The sequence below is a fragment of the Propionicimonas sp. T2.31MG-18 genome, from assembly GCF_964266745.1.
Classification (GTDB): domain Bacteria; phylum Actinomycetota; class Actinomycetes; order Propionibacteriales; family Propionibacteriaceae; genus Propionicimonas.
In genome coordinates, this window is record NZ_CAXWGX010000023.1 from 229,011 (window position 1) to 246,504 (window position 17,494).

15 protein-coding genes are annotated in these 17,494 nt (G+C 68.2%); 10 read left to right on the top strand and 5 right to left on the bottom strand.

Annotation, left to right across the window (positions count from 1 at the left end):
- Positions 1-318 precede the first annotated feature (318 nt).
- The 3 genes from ACFQQJ_RS09075 (at position 319) to ACFQQJ_RS09085 (ending at position 2,328) form a co-directional block, all read left to right on the top strand.
- Entirely contained in the window at positions 319-831 is a 513-nt protein-coding gene (locus tag ACFQQJ_RS09075; RefSeq protein WP_377105831.1) for a hypothetical protein, read from the top strand.
- Positions 824-1,333 carry a hypothetical protein gene (locus ACFQQJ_RS09080; protein WP_377105832.1) on the top strand — a complete coding sequence of 170 codons (510 nt, stop codon included), beginning with the start codon at positions 824-826 and terminating at the stop codon, positions 1,331-1,333. Before ACFQQJ_RS09075 ends, ACFQQJ_RS09080 begins: the two co-directional genes overlap by 8 nt.
- A gap of 119 nt (positions 1,334-1,452) precedes the next feature.
- Positions 1,453-2,328, top strand: coding sequence for a HEPN/Toprim-associated domain-containing protein (locus ACFQQJ_RS09085; protein ID WP_377105834.1), 876 nt, complete (start codon positions 1,453-1,455; stop codon positions 2,326-2,328).
- Between the two features lie 162 nt (positions 2,329-2,490).
- Here the strand turns inward: ACFQQJ_RS09085 and ACFQQJ_RS09090 are convergent, their stop codons facing one another.
- The 4 genes from ACFQQJ_RS09090 to ACFQQJ_RS09105 form a co-directional block, all read right to left on the bottom strand.
- A complete protein-coding gene (locus tag ACFQQJ_RS09090; protein WP_377105835.1) occupies positions 2,491-5,526 on the bottom strand; it encodes a TrlF family AAA-like ATPase in 3,036 nt (1,011 codons plus the stop codon).
- Positions 5,527-6,294: 768 nt separating this feature from the next.
- Positions 6,295-7,140 carry a CPBP family intramembrane glutamic endopeptidase gene (locus ACFQQJ_RS09095; RefSeq protein ID WP_377105836.1) on the bottom strand — a complete coding sequence of 282 codons (846 nt, stop codon included), beginning with the start codon at positions 7,138-7,140 and terminating at the stop codon, positions 6,295-6,297.
- 20 nt (positions 7,141-7,160) lie between these two features.
- On the bottom strand, positions 7,161-8,594 hold the full coding sequence (locus ACFQQJ_RS09100; protein WP_377105838.1) for a sensor histidine kinase: 1,434 nt from the start codon (positions 8,592-8,594) through the stop codon (positions 7,161-7,163).
- Between the two features lie 7 nt (positions 8,595-8,601).
- Complete coding sequence (locus tag ACFQQJ_RS09105; RefSeq protein WP_377105840.1) at positions 8,602-9,312, bottom strand: response regulator transcription factor; 711 nt, start codon at positions 9,310-9,312, stop codon at positions 8,602-8,604.
- Positions 9,313-9,455: 143 nt separating this feature from the next.
- Here ACFQQJ_RS09105 and ACFQQJ_RS09110 point away from each other — a divergent pair, with 143 nt between their 5' ends.
- The 7 genes from ACFQQJ_RS09110 (at position 9,456) to ACFQQJ_RS09140 (ending at position 16,153) form a co-directional block, all read left to right on the top strand.
- A complete protein-coding gene (locus ACFQQJ_RS09110; protein WP_377105842.1) occupies positions 9,456-10,958 on the top strand; it encodes an efflux RND transporter periplasmic adaptor subunit in 1,503 nt (500 codons plus the stop codon).
- A complete protein-coding gene (locus tag ACFQQJ_RS09115; protein ID WP_377105844.1) occupies positions 10,955-11,695 on the top strand; it encodes an ABC transporter ATP-binding protein in 741 nt (246 codons plus the stop codon). The genes ACFQQJ_RS09110 and ACFQQJ_RS09115 overlap by 4 nt, the downstream gene beginning before the upstream one ends.
- Positions 11,692-12,954: an ABC transporter permease gene (locus ACFQQJ_RS09120; RefSeq protein ID WP_377105846.1), complete on the top strand. Its 1,263-nt coding sequence runs from the start codon at positions 11,692-11,694 to the stop codon at positions 12,952-12,954. Before ACFQQJ_RS09115 ends, ACFQQJ_RS09120 begins: the two co-directional genes overlap by 4 nt.
- 14 nt (positions 12,955-12,968) lie before the next feature.
- Positions 12,969-13,502 (top strand): hypothetical protein, encoded by a 534-nt coding sequence (locus tag ACFQQJ_RS09125; RefSeq protein ID WP_377105847.1) that lies wholly within the window; start codon positions 12,969-12,971, stop codon positions 13,500-13,502.
- A gap of 294 nt (positions 13,503-13,796) precedes the next feature.
- Positions 13,797-13,919 carry a hypothetical protein gene (locus ACFQQJ_RS09130; protein WP_377105848.1) on the top strand — a complete coding sequence of 41 codons (123 nt, stop codon included), beginning with the start codon at positions 13,797-13,799 and terminating at the stop codon, positions 13,917-13,919.
- A 181-nt stretch (positions 13,920-14,100) separates the two neighbouring features.
- Complete coding sequence (locus ACFQQJ_RS09135) at positions 14,101-15,471, top strand: sensor histidine kinase (protein WP_377105849.1); 1,371 nt, start codon at positions 14,101-14,103, stop codon at positions 15,469-15,471.
- Between the two features lie 4 nt (positions 15,472-15,475).
- On the top strand, positions 15,476-16,153 hold the full coding sequence (locus tag ACFQQJ_RS09140) for a response regulator (RefSeq protein WP_377105850.1): 678 nt from the start codon (positions 15,476-15,478) through the stop codon (positions 16,151-16,153).
- Positions 16,154-16,415: 262 nt separating this feature from the next.
- Here ACFQQJ_RS09140 and ACFQQJ_RS09145 read toward each other — a convergent pair whose 3' ends face one another.
- Positions 16,416-17,399: a hypothetical protein gene (locus tag ACFQQJ_RS09145; protein ID WP_377105851.1), complete on the bottom strand. Its 984-nt coding sequence runs from the start codon at positions 17,397-17,399 to the stop codon at positions 16,416-16,418.
- Positions 17,400-17,494 lie beyond the last annotated feature (95 nt).

Consider the following 17,494-nt stretch of genomic DNA (forward strand, 5'->3'; position numbering starts at 1 on the left):
GTGACCTTATCCGGTGACGGGGGCCGGATGTGGGCTGGTGACGGTCGGCGCTACACCTGACGGCGAGCCACAACGCGCCGACTGCCCGAGCGTCGGGCGCCTGGGAGATCCTGCAACGATCACGGCCGAAGTCGGATGAACACGGTTGGCCATCCCGAGCTTCCAAGGGCGCCCCCAGGGGGCCGGCTTCTACGGATCCCGGGGGCAGATTGCGCGGACACGGAGGAGTTCGCCGGACAGTCGTGCCCGGTTGGGGAATACTCCGCAGCAGGGTTCGTGGTCGGGGTCACGGGCGCCGGCGTGAGCGTGAGGGGCAGCATGGCGGAGTGGGTCTCTGCGATTGCAGCGGTTATCGCAGCGGTGTTTGCTGGGGCCGCCTGGGTCGTCGCGCGTCGGGCGAGCGCCGACTCGCGGCGCTCGGCTGACGCCTCGGAGTTGGCGGCCACAGCAGCCGCCGACAGTGCAGCAGTTGCCAAGACGGAGGCGGAGCGTCGCATCGAGCGCTCAGATGTCTCCTGGGAGTTCGTCGAGCAGACAGACGACCTGCGCTGGAAGGTCGAGTACCGCAATATCGGCCTGACAGCGGCGCACAAGGTGGAGGCTGTGCTAGTGATCGATGGCGTCCGGGTCGAGCTGCAGGCCGACAGGGTCCCGCCCGGCCAGTCGATCAGCCACGACGCACACGACCTCCATGAGGAGGCGGAGCGGCGATGGCTCGATGGTCTCGAGCACGGCTTCTTCGGCTCTCCCGGTATGGAGATCGAGACGCGAATCGTGTGGTCCTCAGAGCTTGGAACACCCGCGATCTGGACGAGAACCGATCGTGCCTGACTGGGTTCAGTCTGTCGCCACTGCGGTCACGGCTGCCGTGGCCATCGCCGCACTTGCTGTGGCGTGGCTCGCCCGCCGAGACTCGCACCGGTCAGCGGAGGCGTCAGCGGCCTCAGCAAAGGCGGCCGCAGAGTCGGCCGCCGTGGCACAGCGGGATGAGGCCCGACACTTGGAGCGCACAGACGTCAAATGGGAACGCCCGCGGCAACGCGGGGACGACCAGTCCCGGGTTGTCTACCGCAACGTTGGCAGCACGCCAGCGTTCCAGGTCGCTGCCGTCCTCACAATCAACGGGGCACGGGTGACGATCGAGGCTGACGTGGTCGAGCCGGGCGGATCGATCGGCTACGACGCTAGGGGCATGGGCAAGCGGATCGTGATCGCCGCCAGCTACGGGCCTGACGGCGCTAACCGCGCCTACGGCACCCGCTACACCGTGACGGCGAGGATCACATGGCAGTCGAGGCTCGGCACGCCGGGCGTCTGGTCAGACGCCGGCTAACCCGATCTCGGGAGACCGGTTGAGTCGAGAGACGCCCGCCGCCCGGCGCTGGATCGCATGACTGGTCCGGTAGGACGCCGGTTATCGCGACCAATCGTCTCCAGTGTCAAGATGTGCATGTGGGCACCGAGATCACGCTCTCCCTGAACGGCATCACCATCGACTATGGCAAGAACCGCTATTGGAGGAGACACCACTGGCTCTTTCCGCCCGACAGCATCAGGGAGATCGACTACCTCTACGCCGACAATGTGACGGAGACGAAGCCCGGGTTCGAGACGGCATTGCAGAAGACTCATTTCCGTCTCTGCCACCTTGGGTATTCACTACAGGAGACCAAGTCGAGGTTCGAGTCAGCCGTGATCCGCTGGAACCGGACCGCCGACTTGCGACTGTCCTTCGCGGACTTCTACGCACGGCTCACGAGCCTAGACTTCCCCGCACTAACCACCGCCGACCTCAAGCCCTACGTGTGGGACTTCCGCAGGTTCGTCGTGGACCTCCTCACCGATTGGGACACTGACGATGCGGGCCTCGAAGACTTCATCTTCGGCCTCGACTTCGCCATCACACTGCGCGTGCTTGCCGACCCAATCGCAAATCGGTCATTGCCGCTGCGCTGGCACCACCAGGACTTGGTCGACAGCGGCTGGGCCTCCATGGAGGACCTAACCGACGTCGACCGTGGAACCTACATCATCGACCACACCATGTTCGTGGGTCGCTTGCAGGACTACGCGAATGCAAATACCCCCGGAAAGCTGGATGACTGGCTGGTGCAGCAGGGCGTACCGCGGGCAACGCCGTACACGCGGGTGCAGCGAAACGGTGCGATAGCGCAAGAGACGACCACCTTGCCAATCGCGGTACGCAACAAGATCCATCATCCGGAGAACCCGCACAACACGCTTTCTGACCAAGAACTGGTCGCGAGCATCGAGCTCCTTCTGGAAGTCGCCAAGGCGTTGCCGATTCCCCTCCCCGGCTTGCTCTGACCCCGGAACAGCACGGACAGATCGCGGCGTGCGTGCGGCTCGCTGGCGGACGAGGACACCGTCAGCCGTGCGGAGGTCGTGGTCGAGCGTGCCCAGGGACGACCACGACGGCCAAGCGTCGGGTCCGCCGGAGACAGTGCGCGATAAGGCGGCTCTGGTGCGTCACACAGCAGGTAGTGCCTCAAACTTCAGCCACCGGTTCGCCAGGGCCCTCTTCGTGCCTTCCAGAACATCGACTGCGTGACGGGCGCTTTCGACATCATCAAGGGAACCGGCTGTCACGGAGAAGTGGTCCTCGGCGTACCGGCAGTAGACGATCTGATCGGCGTCGCCCACCACGGCGAGATTGGCGTTGTGGGTCACGATCAGGAGCTGTCGACGTCGTACCGCGTCCTTTATCGCCGGCACCAGCACCGCGGATACCGTCTCGTTATCCAGGTTCTCCTCCGGCTGGTCAAGCAACAACGGCGAGTCTCTTCGGTCGAGGAGGAGGTAGAAGAGGACGAGGATGAGACCTCGCTGCCCGGGAGACAGTTCGGCGAGCGGTCGGCCTTCTCCGGTCAGCCCGAAGCGGAGCGTTGCCCACCGCAGCGAAAGGAAGTCGCTCGCGACCTGCTTGAGCGAATACCCGCCCTTAAGCATGTAGCCGGTCGCGTCGGCAAGCATGAGGTCGAGGAACTTCCGCAGCACGGGTTCCACTGAGTCCCAGTCGTCGAGAGCCAGCGTTCTTGGGACGCGCTCCAGCCAACGTAGAGTATCCGCCGCCTTGCGCCCGTCGAGAGACTCCCCGACCTGAGCAAATCTGGCACCAACCTCCAAGCTGGTGCTCACCTGCAGACCCGTCGCGACAAGCTCAGGATGCTGCTCCATGAACTGTGTTGCGGGCTTGTACAGGACCGCGAGATCTTCACGCTCGCGCTGCATCACCGTGTGTATCTCTCTACAGGTGTCGAGCATGCGGGTGCGGAGCTCATCGACCTGGGCGGGGGCTTGCTCAAGCCTCGCAATCAACTGCTCGATCCCCTCGATCGAGTTCAGGTCGTCTGCAGCTCCTTGAAGACTCGTGACCCTAGCTTCGGTGTCTACAACTAGCTGACGTGCGCGTTCGGCGGCAGCGTCGAGCCTCGCAGATTCGTCCTGGAGCGCCTCGATCTTCTCGCGGAGCTCAAGATCTGCTTGTGAGATCGAGGCCTGCCCCTGCCTCAGGGTCGTCGATCTCCTGTCAGCCTCGACCAGGAGTGCATCGAGGTATGCCTCATCCGTTGCGAACTGGACGTATCCGCCGGCCTCCTTCGGGAGTTGTGCGGCGGCGAACGCGGTCCTCAGGCCTTCGTTGACAGCCTCCGCCTGGTTCCGCAGAGAGGTGGCGTCTGCGCGCGCCCTACCGGCCTCTGCGTGTACGCGCTCGAGGAGCCCCAATAGGGTGGCAGCTGAACTGCTCTTCAGCTGCAGTTGCTCGCGGTCACTCTCGAGCGATGCGAGCTCCGACGCCACTGCGGCCAAGCGCTCACTGTTGGCCGACTCCGCATTCGCCCTACGCAACTCCTCGCGAGCAGCGTCCAATGCAGCGTTGGCATGTTCAAACTGGGTACGCAGGCCTGCAAGTTGCCCGTCCAGCGCTTCTCTCCGCTGACTCTGCTGGAACTGCACAAGCTCCAGCGCCTCCGCGATCAGTAGTTCGAGGGATCGCTCTAGCTCACGGATCGTGGACTTGGTAGCCGCCCTTTTCGTTTGCAGCAGTGCATCAAAAGACTCAGTCCCAAGCCGGTCCGACACAGGGATATGGGTAAATAGCACGCTGCGAAGCTCCGACTCAAAGCGAGCAGCCTCACTGCTACCCGGACGCGCATTGCAGATCCGCTCAACGTACGATTGTGGAAGGTATTCAACCCTTGCTGGACGCTCCCGGACGCACCCGGCATCGAGCGCCCTCGCGTCCGCAGTACCATCGGCCCATTGGATAGTCGCGACATAGTCACCAGCGCTCGCATTGCCATTCAGGAACCGAGATTCTGTTAGGAAGGCAAAATCTTCACTCCGGTCACTGTTCCCGGCCAGTGCTACACAATCCAGAAGCGCGGACTTGCCCTGGCCCTTGTTTCCTAGAATCGCGACGAAGCCGTGGTTCAGCGGCAGCGCGTAGTCAAAGGTGGATCCAACCTCAGCGTTGCTAGGCCGGATACTCACCGACTGTAGGTACGAGCCGGGCCGGATCTGCGTATTTGAAACCTCCTCTGGCGCACGGCCCACGCGCACCCGACTTTCGAACTCCTCGAGCGCGTGTCGCAAGCCAACCAGGGTCGGTACGGCTCTCATCCACGTGTGGCAGTTGCCAAGTCGGTCCTTGTTAGCACTGTCACTCCAATGATGGGCGTCGCTGCAGTCCAGGATGCGGTGGTTGACATTCGCTTGCCTCAACGCAGCGACCTGTGACTCCCAGCTTGACGGGTCCCCGAACGCCGTGAATAGCGCCTTGGCGCTATTGATAAGGTTCTTCTTGGATGCGATTGATTGCTCGTTCCATTTGTAGGATGTCCACTCGGCCTTACCTAGGATCAGGAGCGCCTTATCCTTCAGCACTGATCTTCCCAGAAGTTCCTGGATCTTGGCAAATGGCACCACCAAGTTGTTGAACCCCTCCTGAAGAGGAGAACCGTAGGAGCCCAGTTCCGTTTCGGGCACACTTGCGATGACTGCACTCCCGAGATCTGCTACTGATTCCCTAGTGATGGTTTGGTTCCAAGGGGCGCTTTGCCCTGGCTCGAGTTGAAAGCTAGGGGCGAGAGCGCTGACGAACTGTTGCTCGATAAAATCGGCGGTAGTTCCTGGGTCAAAGACCACATGAGCATTGATGCGGCGGAGCGAGCCATCAGTGCCAGCGAAATCTTGCAGACGGATCTCGATCGCGGGGAATACGGCGTCGAGGTTGGCGACGCGCCCCTTCGTCCGCTCGGCGGAGATCTTCCGGAAGCCGTCAAGGAACCAGTAGTCGCTCACCGCAATTACTCTGAGATCCTTCGGCAAGCTCTCGAGTTCGTCAATAAACCGTTGCCAAGCGGTGTCGCTACTGCCGTAGCCGTGCTGGATTGAGTCGGGCGTGTGAACATGGAGATCCCAGATGCTCCACTCCGCACCCCGTTCATGGCGGAGGTGTGTCACCGAGTTGTGCTTTCGATAGGTGGCGTTCAGCGTGCTCACCGTACCGCCATTGGTAGCAATGGTGGTGGTGATTCGCCGAAGTACTTCCAAATGGGAAGACCCAGGCTGGTGCCCGAGGTCGGCAGTCCTGATCTCACGCTTCGTGGCGGAAAGGCGGCCCTGTCACGCACGGATCTGACTTGTCCGCCGGAGGATGCTGCGCCGGGATGGGCGACCCTGTCAGCCGCACAAGAGTGAACAAGTGAAGCGCGTGCTGACCTGACACAGAGCTCGTTTGGACCTCAGCAAGGGCGACAGGTTCACATGCTGGAATCTATGCCCCAGATAAGCCCCAACTAGCGGGCAAGATCGTCGCACCTTGCCTATCAGGCCTAGTCAAACCCCAGTTGCTCGCGCCCATCCCTCCGGTTCGAGTCCTGTCGCCCCGACTGTTTGTGCCCCACCCTGGGGCTAGGCATTATGCCTCGCCGACTAGGTCAAAGGGCTGCTGCACGGATCGCTGACAACTGATCTGCCTTATCTGAGGGGTTGGGCCGGGAGGATGTCCACCGTGTCCCGGAAGCCGGCTCCCAAGGAGCTCCGCGACGATGTCGTCCGGGTTGTGAGGGCCAGTGAGCCCGCAGCCGGACGGGAACAGATGGCGAAGGACGTCGGGATCCACTTCGCGACGTAGCGCGACTGGCTGAAGAGGGCCGATATCGAAGACGGCGAACGGCCCGGCACAAGACCGCGGTTGGGCTCAGGGTCGACAGCCGCTCCCTTGGGCGCGAGGGAGTCCGAAACCCGCGTCGAGATGGCCACCCGCTGTCACAAGGCATGGCGTCGTCGCCACAGCAGCCACGCGCACAGTACTCCCTGGATCATCACGATCGCGCTGATGACGGAGGCGATGACGCCTGCGGACATGTCGGCGGCGGTGAGCAGGTCGAAGCCAGCGTGCCACAGCAGCACCGGAAGGATGCTCCAGCCGGCCCCAGCGGTCATCCACGCCAGAAGGAACGAGCCACACACCAGCGCAAGCATCCAGCCGATGATCCCTGGCCCCATCGCGGTGTAGGTCGGATTGAAGAAGAAGGCAGGCAGGTGCCAGCTGATCCAGACGCCGGCCACGATCAGGCTGGACCAGAACACCGAGATCTTCCGCGACAGTGCGGGGAGCAGCCAGCCGCGCCAACCCGCCTCCTCGCCCACCCCGAAGGTGAGCACCCAGACCACGGCGACCACCGGCCAGGCGAGACCGGGCAGCTTCCCGGTCAGGCCGAGTCCGGCCGGGTCGGGCCACACACCGGTGACCAGGAATGCGCTGGCCCAGCCGACCGCCAGGTAGGCGAGGGGCATCCCGATCCCGGCCAGCCACCACACCGGGGCGAATCCCGTGGCGAAGGTGCGTCGCGCCCAGCGCGCCAGCTCGCGAGGCCCTCCTTCCCACAGGGCTGCCGCGATCGCACCGCAGAGGGGACCGACGGACGCCAGGAAGAACGTGGGTGGCATCGCCGCGAGCCCGGACGTCCGCGCCTGGACCAGGATCGGCAGCCAGATCATCCAGGTCACGACGAAGGCGATGAGCAGGAACACCGACAGCCCGCCGCGCCTGGCAGCTCCCGACGAGGAGTTCGAGCCGGATGCGTGCGCTCCGGATACTGGCCGCTGCATGGTCGGCACCTTCCCACTCCCTAGAGGTCCTGGTGCGGCAGGCGCAGTACAAACGTGGCCCCACCGCCCGGTGTCGGTCGGTAGCGCAGGCTGCCGTTGTGCCTCTCGGCGATCCCGGACGCGATCGCCAGGCCGAGACCGGCTCCGCCCTGGCTGCGCGCCCGACCGGCATCGGCCCGCTGGAACCGCTCGAACACCTCGGCCTCGCTTCCCGACGGCAAGCCGGGACCGTGGTCGATCACCGAGACCACGACGAGCCCGTCCCGGACGCCGACCTCGATCGTGATCGGCGTCTCGGCCGGGGTGTACTTCACCGCGTTCGCGAGCAGGTTGGTGAGCACCTGTCGCACCATCCCCTCCTGGCCGAGGACCGTTGGGGCGACGTCGAGCCACGGATCGTCGGTCGGATGCCGCAGCGTGATCGCCCGGGAGGGCTCGCGGACGCGCGCGTCCACCAGGGTCTCGGTCGCGATCGCCAGCAGGTCGATCGGCTCGCGCTCGAGCTCACGGACGTCGTCCAGGCGGGCGAGCAGCAGCAGGTCGTCCACGATCGCCGACAGCCGCCGGGACTCCGCCTCGATCCGGCTGATGCTGCGTTCGACATCGGCCGGGTCGCGCGCAGCGCGGTCGCGCAACAGCTCGGCATGCCCGCGAATCGTGGTCAGCGGCGTGCGCAGCTCGTGGCTGGCGTCGGCCACGAACCGCCGCAGCCGGGCCTCGGTCGCGTTCCGCTGGTCTAGAGCGCCGCGGAGCGCCGCCAGCATCGCGTTCACCGCCGCCGCGAGGTGCCCCACCTCGGTGTGGGGCGCCAGCGTGTCGACCGTTCTGCTGTAGTCACCGGCCGCGATCTCCTGAGCCGTGCGCTCGATTGCGGTCAGCGGACGCAGTGCCACCGGGACGATCATCAGGCCGGCCAGCACGGCGACGACGAGGATGCCCAGGCTCACCAGCACCGAGATCAGCGTCAGCCTCGCCACCGACTCCCTGGTGCTCGCCAGCGAGATCGCGATGATGACATAGCCGTCGTCGCCCTGGATGATCCTTGCCCGCCAGCCGGCCCCGTCCGGATTGCCACCGGCGAGGGCAACGATCCGCTCGTCGGCCGCCGCGGCAGCCAGCGTCGTCCGGTCGAGGTCGAGGACGGGCCCGCCGGCCTGGTTGTCCTGAGCCAGGACACAGGTCACCGCGCCGGTATCGTCGGTCAGCAGCACCGCATAGTCGCCGGGGAGCTTGAGCCCGCCCGCGATCCGGCTGGTGTCGCACTCCTGACCGAGGCGGATGAGTACCTGGGGGATCGCCCCGGATTGGAACGGCGCCTGCAGGGTCTGGTCGATGCGCTGGAGCTGGACCGCACGAAAGATCGCGATCCCGGCCACCTGCGCGGCGATCAGTCCGGCGGCCATCAGCAGGGCCATGCCCAGCACCAGCCGGGCCCGAAGGGACAGCGCCGTCACGGTGTCCTCACCTCGGCTGCCGCGGCAGCCGGAGGCTGTAGCCGATGCCACGGACGGTCTCGATCAGTGGCGGATCGAGAACGTCGATCTTGCGGCGGAGGTAGCGGATGTAGGAGTCCACCACCGAGGAGTCGCCGTTGAAGTCGTAGTGCCAGACGTTGTCAAGGATCTGCGCGCGCGACACCACTCGCCCGGCGTTGCGCAACAGGAAGCGCAGCAGGCCGAACTCGGTCGGCGACAGCGGAATCAGCTGCTCTCCCCGCCACACCTCGTGGGCGTCCTCGTCCATCACCAGATCGGCGTAGCGCAGCGTCTCGACCTCGTCGGGCTCGGCAGGGCTGCTGCGCCGCAGCAGCGCGCCCACCCGGGCCACGACCTCCTCCAGGCTGAACGGCTTGGTGACGTAGTCGTCACCGCCGAGCGTCAGACCGCGCACCTTGTCCTCGACCGAGTCCTTCGCGGTGAGAAAGAGCACGGGAGGCCGACCGCCGCTGCGCAGCTTGCTGAGCAGGTCGAAGCCACTGATGTCGGGGAGCATCACGTCGAGGATCACCAGGTCGGGCGTGGCCGAACGGGTGGCCCGCAGCGCGTCCGAGCCGGTGCCGACGGTCGTCACCCGGTGGCCGGCGTAGCGCAGGCTCATCGAGAGCATCTCGGCGATGTACGGCTCATCGTCCACGACCAGGATTTCGGCAGCCGGCTCCATGGCGACGATCATGGCGGGTGAAGATGACAGTTCGGTGAGAATCTTGCGCTCTCACCGGATTCTCACCGAGCTCGCGTGGTCCTGGCATCCGCCGACGGCAGGGTTCCAGCCATGCACCTGCTACGAACCCCCGCACCTCGTCGGGAGGGACGCCCATGAAGCGCCGCCCCCTGATCATCTCCGCCGTCGCCGTCGCCCTCGCCACCGGGGTCGGCGGTCTCGTCGTCGCCAACGCCGCGCGTCCGCCCGAGGCCGGCGTGTCGACCGCCGACGTCGTGCGAGGCGACCTGTCCGCCACCCTGACCGCGCCCGGCAACGTCAGCGCGGGCTTCACCTCCCAGCTGACCATGCGCGGTGCGGCCGGCATCGTCACCAAGGTCTACGTCGCCTCCGGCGACCAGGTCGAGGCCGGCGACCCACTGGTCGCCATCGACGACACCGCCGCCCGGCAGCAGGTCGATGCCGCGGAGGCCGGGCTGGACGCAGCCCACGCTGCCCTGACCACGGCCACCCAGACCCGCACCAGTGCCGAACGAGCTGCCGACAGCGCGGCCGTCGACACGGCCGAGCAGTCGCTGCGCAACGCCGAGCGCTCATTGTCGGCAGCCCAGGACAACTACCAGTTGGTGGTGTCCCAGCAGGCCCGGCTCGTGGGGGACGCCCAGGATCAGGTGACGGCGACCCAGACCACGATGACCGCTCACGAAACGCAGCTGGACGCGGCCAAGGCCGAACTGGCCACCCTCGATCCCGCCGATCCCGCCGACGCCGCCCGGTTCGCCGAGCTCACCTCCCAGATCGCCGGCCTGCAGACCCAGCTCGCAACCGACCAGGCCCAGCTTGACGCGGCCAACGCCGCCCTGGCCCAGGCCGAGCGCACCAGGGACACCGCTGTGCTCCAGGCCCGAACCGCAGTCACCACCCAGGAGGGTGCCCGCGACTCGGCCAAGAAGGCGCTCGCCCAGCAGCGCGCCACCGTCAAGGTCGCCCAACAGGGCCCTCGGGCCGGGACCGTCGACGCCGCCGAGGCCCAGGTTGCCGCCGCCGAGGTCGTCCTCGACCAGGCCCGGACCGCACTGGCGGCCACGATCCTGCACGCGCCGTTCGATGCGTCGGTGTCGACGGTGAACGCGGTCGTCGGCCAACCCAGCTCGGCCGGCGTGGCGGCCGGCTCGGGCGCATCGGAGGGCGTGGTCACGTTGGTCGATCCGGACGCGCTGACGGTCGCAGCCTCCGTGGCCGAGGCTGACGCCGTCGGACTGGCCGTCGGCCAGCCGGCCACGGTCGTCCTGCCGGCCTCCGGCGCCCAGCTGGTCGGGACGGTCGCCGCGATCGATCCGGCCAGCACGGTCGACGCGAACGTGGTCACCTACCGCACGACGATCTCGCTGACCGGCGACACGACGGCGGTGAGGGTCGGCCAGACCGCCACCGTCACGATCACCACCGCGACCGCCTCCGGCGTGCTGAAGGTGCCCTCCAGCGCAGTGCTGACCGAGAACGGCCGGACCTGGGTGGTCCGGGTCGATGGCGCCGAGCAGACGAAGGTGCCGGTCGGCACCGGCCTGGTCACCGCGACCGACACCGAGATCACCGACGGGCTCGAGGTCGGCGACAAGGTGGTTCTCACCGCGGGGACGACGGGGGGCGCGAAGTGACCCGGCCGGCGGTGATCGAGGTCTCCGATCTGCGCAAGACCTACCAGCAGGGTGACTCGGAGGTCCACGCCGTGGACGGCGTCAGCTTCAGGGTCGAGCTCGGCGACTACGTCGCGATCATGGGTGCGTCGGGCTCGGGCAAGTCGACGATGATGAACATCCTCGGGTGCCTGGACGAGCCCACCTCGGGAACCTACCTCCTCGACGGCGTGGACGTCCGCGAGCTCGACGATCGGGCGCTGGCCCGGATTCGCAACCGCAAGGTGGGTTTCATCTTCCAGCATTTCAACCTGATCGCCCGCACCAGTGCGCTGGAGAACGTCGAGCTGCCGCTCGCCTACGCCGGCGTTCCCCCCGCCGAGCGGCACCGGCGCGCCGTCAGCGCACTCACCCAGGTCGGGCTGGCCAACCGCCTCGGCCACACCTCGGCGCAGCTGTCCGGAGGTCAGCAGCAGCGGGTGTCGATCGCCCGGGCGATCGTCGGCGAACCGGTGCTGCTGCTGGCCGACGAGCCGACCGGCGCGCTGGACAGCCACAGCACCGCCGAGGTGCTGGAGCTGTTCGACGGCCTCTCGGTCGAGGGACGGACGCTGGTCGTCATCACCCACGAGGACGAGGTGGCCGCCCACGCCAAGCGGGTGCTGCGGATGCGGGACGGACGCATCGAGTCCGACCGCCGCCAGGCCGCCGTCGCTGACCCACCACCCTGCTGGAACCGGCTGGAGGCGGCCGGATGAACCTCACCGAGAGCCTCCGGTTCGCCTGGCGCGGGGTCACCGCGAACAAGGTGCGCAGCGCGCTGACCATGCTCGGGGTGCTGATCGGCGTAGCCGCGGTGATCGTCCTGGTGGCGGTCGGGAACGGCGCCAGCCGCAGCGTCACCTCCACCCTGAGCAGCCTGGGCACGAACACCCTCACCGTCACACCGGGAACCAGCACCACCTCCGGCTTGCTCGGACTCAGGCGGACCGAGGTCAGCACGGGCACGGAGGCCGGCACCAGGACCCGTCCGGCCAGCCTGACCAGCGAGGATGCGGCGGCCCTGGCCGATCCTAGACTGGCCACCGACGTGACCGCGGCCGCAGCGGTGGTGTCGCCGGCCGGGGTGGTCGCGACGTACTCCGGCGCGTCCCACCAGATCGCCAGCACGATCGGGACCACCAGCACCTATCTGGCGATCTCGAACGACCAGGTCTCGGCCGGGCGCACCTTCACCGCCACCGACGAGCAGGCCCACGCCAGGGTCGTGCTGGTCGGCACCAGCGTCGCCGAAGCGCTCGGCGTCGAGCCGGCCGAAGCCCTGCTTGGTCACGACATCGAGCTCAACGGCACCCCGTTCACGGTGATCGGGATCCTCGTCGAGAAGGGCTCGGCCGGCGCACGCGACTCCGACGACCGGGTGATCGCGCCGCTCACCGCGGTCCAGGACCGGATCTCCGGCTACGGCGATCTGAGCAGCATCGCCGTGCAGGCCGGCAGTGCCGACACGGTGACCGACGCGCAGGCGCAGGTCGAGGCGATCCTCGACCAGCGGCACCGGACCTCTTCGGAGGACCGCGACTTCACGGTGATCACGTCGGCCAGCATGCTGTCGGCGGCCAGTTCGATCACCGGCACCCTGACGATCATGCTCGGTGCCATCGCAGCGATCTCCCTGCTGGTCGGCGGCATCGGGGTGATGAACATCATGCTGGTCACGGTCACCGAGCGCACCCGGGAGATCGGCGTCCGCAAGGCGATCGGAGCCGACCGCTCGGAGATCATCCTCCAGTTCCTGATCGAGGCCACGCTGCTGTCGGTGATCGGCGGGCTCGCAGGGATGGCCCTCGGCGCCCTCCTCTGCCAGGTCCGGATCGCCGGCTTCCAGCTGGTGATCGACCCGTGGTCGGTGCTGATCGCGTTCGGCTTCGCGCTGGCGGTCGGCCTCTTCTTCGGGATCTACCCGGCCACCCGCGCCGCCGCTCTTCGCCCGATCGACGCACTACGCCACGAATGACCATGGAGAGACCGATGAGGTACGTCCGAATCGCCGTCGTCGCGGCGGCCGTCCTGGCCGTCGTGGGCGCTGCCGCGGAGACCACGGCCCGCTATGCCGTGAGCGAGCAGTTGGCGGCTCGGGCTCCGGTCGGCGTCGAGCTACGGCTCAACGGGTTTGCGCTGCCCGGACTGTTCGCCGGTTCCGTCCCGGTGACCGCCGGAATCGACGAGCGCGCCCTGGCGCGGCTCGGCGACGCCACCGACGTGGAGATCGACGACAGTGTCCGGATCACCACGCAGCGCAAGACCCCTCTCGGGCCCGTGCCGGTCACCGTCGAGTTGCAGCCGGAGGTCAGCGACGGGCGGCTGGTGTTCAGCGTCGCCTCCGCCACCGCTGCCGGCGTCGAACTGCCTGAGCGGCAGCGCGCGAAGCTTGCCGCACGGCTCGGGACGCCCACGATCGCCGGGCAGTGCCTGCTCGCGACGGCCGTCCGGCTCCAGGACCACCGCCTCGTGGTCGACGCGTCCGTCCCGATCCGTCCCGACGGCTCGGGCCGCTGCCCTTGAATCGACCGGGCCCGGTCAGGCGAGGAGTTGCTCGCCGAGGTAGCAGGGGCGTCGGGATTCGGCCACCTCTCGGCGCGTCGACGGCCCGGCGGCACCACCCGCACTCGACCGTCTGCCCGGCTCGCCGCGAACCCAGCCCGCCGCCGGAATCGGTGGGTTCGTCATGCCCACGCCTCCGCTGGTGCCACCGATCGTGCGGCCACGTCGAGCAGATTTCCTCCAGGCCAGCGCGCGCGTGACACCCGGGCGCGGGGTGGAGCGATGGCTTTCCGCGGCGAGCCAGATGTCCGGCCCATGGGACGGCCGGCGGGACGGCACCTGTGGTCGACAGGCATTCTCGCGCGACTGATCCTGGAGATCTCCACCGGCCCCGACCCCGCCAAGCTCAGCGCACACGGGTCCATCTCGCTGGGCTAGCGACACCGACGAGGCGTCATCGACGGGGCACGGACGCGGGGGATAACCCCCGTGCCAATTGGGGAGGCCGCCGGATGCCGGCCGCCCCTAGGGTGTCCCTAGTGTGATGTCACCGGCCCGGACACGGCTCGAAGCCACGACCGCAGGCCGCCATCGCCCCGCAAGTGAGAGAAGACTCCCGATGCCCCACGACCGCCCCGAGGACGCCTCCTGGCTCCATCGCTACGTCACCGCCTGGGGCCGGGCCCCGGGCACGTCCGCCTTCCTGATCGCCAGCTTCGTCGTCTCGATGGTCGCGATCTCGGTGCTCAGCGCCGTGTTCTTCGCCGGCCTGGGAATGGTCATCCTCCTGGTCGGACTGCCGCTGATGACCGGTGCGCTCCTGCTCGCCCGCGGGTTCGGCGTCGCCGAGCGGGCCATGCTGGGCTGGACCGGGCTGCCGGAGGTCGCCGAGCCCGAGTGGCGCCGTCCCGTCGCCGACACGCACTGGCTCTCCCGCCTGCTCGCCCCGCTGCGGTCGGGCCACTACTGGTCCTACCTGCTGCACGGGCTGATCATCAACCCGATCGTCAGCACCGTCACCTTCTCGCTCGCGGTCACGTGGTGGGCGACCACCCTGGGCGGGCTGACCTACTGGTTCTGGCAGGCCTTCCTCCCCGACCCCTCGGTGAACGACTGGCCGGGCTGGCTGCAGGCCCAGCTGCCCTTCCTCCAGGGCGCGACCGTCCGCGCGGTGGAGAGCGTGGCGTACCTCGGGACCGGGATCCTCTTCGGCATCACGCTGCCGTGGGTGATCAACGGGCTGGGTCGCCTGCGCCACGCGATCGCGGCCGCCCTGCTCGGACGCTGGCCTTCCGACGAGCTCGCCGCACGGGCGGACGCGGAGGCGCGGGCCCGCCAATCGGCGGTCACCGCCGAGGACTCCGCCATGCGACGCCTCGAGCGTGACCTGCACGACGGCCCCCAGCAGCGGCTGGTGCGGCTCCAGATGGACCTCGCCGCCACCGAGCGGCAGGCGGTCGCCGGTGACACCGACCGCGCCGCCGCCCTCGCCCGCGAGGCGCAGCAGCAGGCCAAGGCCGCACTCGACGAACTCCGCGCCCTGTCCCGCGGGGTCGCCCCGCCGCTCCTGGCCGACCGTGGCCTCCTGGCCGCCCTGACCGCGCTGGCCGAGGAGAGCCCGCTGCCGGTGGGCACCGACCTCGATCCCGCCCTGGATGAGGCCGTCCCGCCGGAGGTCGCCCGCGCGGTGTACTTCGTCGTCGCCGAGCTGTTGACCAACGCCGCCAAGCACTCCGGCGCCCGCGAGGTCGCCGTGAGCGCCCGCGTCCAGCGGGACGAGCCGAGCCGCCTGCGGGCGAGTGTCACCGACGACGGTCGCGGGGGAGCGGTGGTCGGCGACGGCCACGGTCTGGCCGGGCTCCAGGAGCGTCTCCACGGACTGCGGGGCGCCCTGACGCTGGAGAGCCCTCCGGGTGGTCCGACCCGCGTCGACATCGTCGTCCCGCTCGCGCTGGGGGCTCGCCCGGCCACGCCGGCGTCCCTATCCTGAGCGGGTGGCCCCGAACGCTCCCACCGCTGGCGCGGGCACGATCCGCATCCTGCTCGTCGAGGACTCGGTGCTGCTCCGCGAGGGCCTGGCGCGCCTGTTCGAGGAGGCCGGCTACCTGACGGTCGGGGCCTTCGCGGACGCCGACGACATCGTCGGGCGGGTGCGCGCGGCCGAACCGGACGTCGTGGTGATCGACGTCCGGCTCCCCCCGGGCTACCACGACGAGGGGATCAGGGCTGCGCTCGAGCTGAGGCGCAGCCTCCCGTCGGTGGCGGTGCTGGTGCTCAGCCAGTACGTGGAGACGATCTACGCCAGGGAGCTGCTCGCCGACGCTCGTGGTGGCGTCGGGTACCTGCTCAAGGACCGGGTGACCTCACTGGCCGAGTTCACCGAGGCCGTCCGGCGCGTCCACGAGGGCGGGACGGTGCTCGACCCGTTGGTCGTCAAACGACTGGTGGCGACAGCCAGGGACCCGCTCGCGGCACTGACGCCGCGGGAGCTGGAAGTCCTCGAGCTGATCGCCGAAGGCCGCAGCAACGCCAGCATCGCCGAACGTCTCACGATCGGCACCGGGGCGGTGGAGAAGAACGTCAGCGCGATCTTCGCCAAGCTCGACCTCGCCGAGTCCCTCTCCGACAACCGCCGGGTGCTCGCGGTGCTGGCCTACCTGCAACGTCCCTGACCGGCCGGTCGCGCGCGGTGGCCCGGCTCGACACGGGCGAGCTGGGCGTTCGCGTCCGCCTGCGGTGTACACCGACCCGGCCGGAGAACACCGGTGGTGCTTCCTCTCTGCGCGACCGGGTCGGTGCGCGGGCCGGTTCGGGGTGATCCGTGTAGCTGATCTCCTCGACGGGCTACGCTGAGCGAGCGCCCGCTCAGGGCCGTTCCGGCTCGCGTCCCGGCGCCATATTCCACATGGCGCCGGGACGTCCGTGCGTCACCGCTCAGGCGGCTCCGCCCACCGCCAGCAGGCAGAGCGCGACCAGGGTGTTGCCGACCCAGATGGCAAAGGCCGGCGGGTCGATGTGGGTGTTGCCTCGGGCCAGGAAGAGGCGCTGGAACAACTCGCCCAGCCCTCCGGCGATGGCACCGAACACGGCGCCGATCAGGATCGCACCCACCGCCGCACCGGGGTTCCAGCCGGCCGCGACGATGGTCGGAGCGCCTGCCACGACCGGGTAGAAGGCGACCGCAGCGAGACCGCCGATGTTCGTCATGTGGTGGGTGACCGGTGTCGACCAGCCCATGTTGAGGAACGCGATGGTGATGGCCGAGACGCCGAATGCGAGCGTGTTCGCCGAGCCGCCGATCGAGGGCAGATGGGTTGCCAGCATGATCGAGACGCCCGCCGCGAACAGGCCGGCCAGGGCGCCGAGGGTCAGGAACTGGCTGGGCTTCTCCTGGAAGCGCACCCAGCAGTTGGCATCGTCGACGCCGAGCAGGCCGTTCGTGCCGGGCTTCTTCGCGTTGAGCAGGGACGGCGTCCCGAACATGAGTCGGGCGATCATGCCCGAGAGCACGACCGCGAGCGCAACGCCGTCCGTGTGGCCACCGAACCAGGGGATCAGGGCGATGCCCTGCTGGATCGCGAAACCGAGCGCGCCGAACAGCGCGCCGACCATCAGGACGTCGACCTTGCCGAGCTTCGCCAGCGGCGTACCGACGTCGCGGCCGGTCTCCAGGTAGCCCTTCTTGGCCGCGTAGCCCGCCGCCGCGACACCGCCGGCGAAGGCGACGTGCGGGCCGAGGAACGGGCCGAAGGCGACGTAGCTGAACAGCATCGTGCTCATGTTCGGATCTCCGGCGACGGCGGCGCCGATCCCGCCCATCAGGACGAAACCGACCATCGCGAAGGCGAAGTTGGCGCCGAACGCGGCGCCGATGAGGCCACCGCCGAGAGATGCGATGAGCATGAACAGGAACTCCATAGGTCCTCTTCCTTCACAGGTATGCGTTGCGCCAGCTTCCCGAGCGGGTGCCGGAAGGAGCGCCGGCTCGGAGGTGCTCCCGGGCGGATCACCGA

Coding starts and splice junctions, on each gene's coding strand:
- ACFQQJ_RS09110 (WP_377105842.1), top strand. CDS start 9,456: ATGAAGCGCCGCCCCCTGATCATCTCCGCCGTCGCCGTCGCCCTCGCC.
- ACFQQJ_RS09135 (WP_377105849.1), top strand. CDS start 14,101: ATGCCCCACGACCGCCCCGAGGACGCCTCCTGGCTCCATCGCTACGTC.
- ACFQQJ_RS09075 (WP_377105831.1), top strand. CDS start 319: ATGGCGGAGTGGGTCTCTGCGATTGCAGCGGTTATCGCAGCGGTGTTT.
- ACFQQJ_RS09095 (WP_377105836.1), bottom strand. CDS start 7,140: ATGCAGCGGCCAGTATCCGGAGCGCACGCATCCGGCTCGAACTCCTCG.
- ACFQQJ_RS09120 (WP_377105846.1), top strand. CDS start 11,692: ATGAACCTCACCGAGAGCCTCCGGTTCGCCTGGCGCGGGGTCACCGCG.
- ACFQQJ_RS09145 (WP_377105851.1), bottom strand. CDS start 17,399: ATGGAGTTCCTGTTCATGCTCATCGCATCTCTCGGCGGTGGCCTCATC.
- ACFQQJ_RS09105 (WP_377105840.1), bottom strand. CDS start 9,312: ATGATCGTCGCCATGGAGCCGGCTGCCGAAATCCTGGTCGTGGACGAT.
- ACFQQJ_RS09130 (WP_377105848.1), top strand. CDS start 13,797: ATGGGACGGCCGGCGGGACGGCACCTGTGGTCGACAGGCATTCTCGCG.
- ACFQQJ_RS09125 (WP_377105847.1), top strand. CDS start 12,969: ATGAGGTACGTCCGAATCGCCGTCGTCGCGGCGGCCGTCCTGGCCGTC.